General features: G+C 60.1%; 1 protein-coding gene and 1 pseudogene. Both read right to left on the bottom strand.

What is annotated here, in order from left to right; genetic code table 11:
- Positions 1-812 (bottom strand): McrC family protein (locus ACP5EL_RS10405; protein ID WP_428402440.1); only part of this gene is annotated, 812 nt, incomplete at its 3' end.
- Positions 813-942: 130 nt separating this feature from the next.
- A pseudogene (locus ACP5EL_RS10400) lies at positions 943-1,572 on the bottom strand (AAA family ATPase); the annotation flags it as partial.

Here is a 1,572-nt window from a genome sequence, read left to right as displayed (position 1 = left end):
CGCCGATTAAGGGGGTTTCTGCCCGGAAGGTAGGTGATCATCCCCCGGAGCCGGCATTCGTCCAGGATCGAGCATCCGGCCAGGTTTTCACGGAGAAAACGGGAAAGAAGCGCCTGGAAGAATCGGTTCATGTCGAAGAGGAAGCCGGGGAGCGCAAGCTCTCGCTCGCCGTCATCAAGGGAGAGACCCTGGGCGGCGAGGAGGATCTCAATGATCGATATCGAAGGCCGATAGGCCGCCGTCTGCCTCGTCATCTGGCGGCCCAGCCGGGCCATCGTCTCCAGGTCCAGCCTGACCGGAGAGATCCCGTCCTGCATCAGCCCGGCAAGACGGCGGAGGTTGGACCGCAGAGTTAGGTCGCCCGTGAGCCTTGCGCCGAGGCGGAGGCCTTCCAGGAGGATCTGGTTTACGAGGCAGTCTTCGAGCCTGGGGTGGTGGGTGCAGGGGAGAGCGGCCTGGGCGATCCCTCCATCTCGTGCTATCCTCTTTATGTCGATCCTGCCCCGAGGGCTGGAGAGGGTCTCGTCGAGGCGGACGTACTTTCTGTGCAGACCCCGGGAGATCAGCTCGTTCGCCTCTGCAGCCAGCTGGTGGATGAGAAGGTCTTGGAAGGTTCGGGACTCGGGGGGATAATCTGTCCGGCCGAAGAGCCGGAGGTCTCGTAGTCCGTAGGCGTACCTGAGGAGCTGGAGGAATGGTGCGTCCTCGATCTTCGGGCGGATGGTGATCTGGAGGTTGCCGAGCTTTACCCTTCCGACGTAGGAGTTTGATTTGATCAAGATGCCCTTTCGAAGCTCAGATATCTCCAGCATTCCTTTTTCCGATAGGTACTGAGCCGTTTTCCGGATAGATGGATCATCCCTGAGGAAAACGCCCTCCAGACTTTTATCTGACTCCGGACCTCGGCTCTCCCACTCTGAAAGATAAACTGAGATCGGATCTTCAGCCATCGGTTCGCTCCTCGTCTGGGGCTTCCTCTGAATCGCTCTCGCCATCCGCCGGCTCTGATGATCCTGAGATCGGCGAAGGGCAAAGTGGAGATCCGTCTTTCGAGATCTTCGACATGGCCCGGACGAACTCGCCATCAATCGAACCCTCAAAGATCTCGCATCGGATCATTTGTTTCTGGACGTCTACGACCTCCCCGCCCAGGATCTTCTCAAGGGTCGAGTACTCCTCGTAGCAGTACTCCTCAAGGAGAGGGATGATCTCGTCCTGTACGACCCGAGAGAAGCTCGAAAGGTTCGATATCGGCTTTCCGTCCTCCATCAGGTACGAGTGGCCTATCTGCCGGTTTCGGGCGTCGCGCCCGACGCTCTCGCAGATGCGGCGGTTGAGGGCACTGAGCCATTCGCCGAGATGGACCCCGCCGACGACAGAATCGCCCAGTACCGACGCGTCCGGCATCACCTCGATGAAGCCGAAGCGGCGCCGGAGGGCGGTGTCGAGGAGGGCGATGGACCGATCGGCGGTGTTCATCGTCCCGATGACGCGGACGTTCTCGGGGACCTGCATCTGCTCACCGGAGACGGGGAGGATGATCTTCTTTCCCCGCTTGTTCTTTTCGAGGAC

Source organism: Methanocrinis sp. (assembly GCF_049974945.1).
In the GTDB taxonomy this organism is placed as follows: Archaea; Halobacteriota; Methanosarcinia; order Methanotrichales; family Methanotrichaceae; genus Methanocrinis.
The sequence above is the reverse complement of the archived record's forward strand: the minus strand, read 5'-3'. Positions and strand labels throughout refer to the sequence as shown.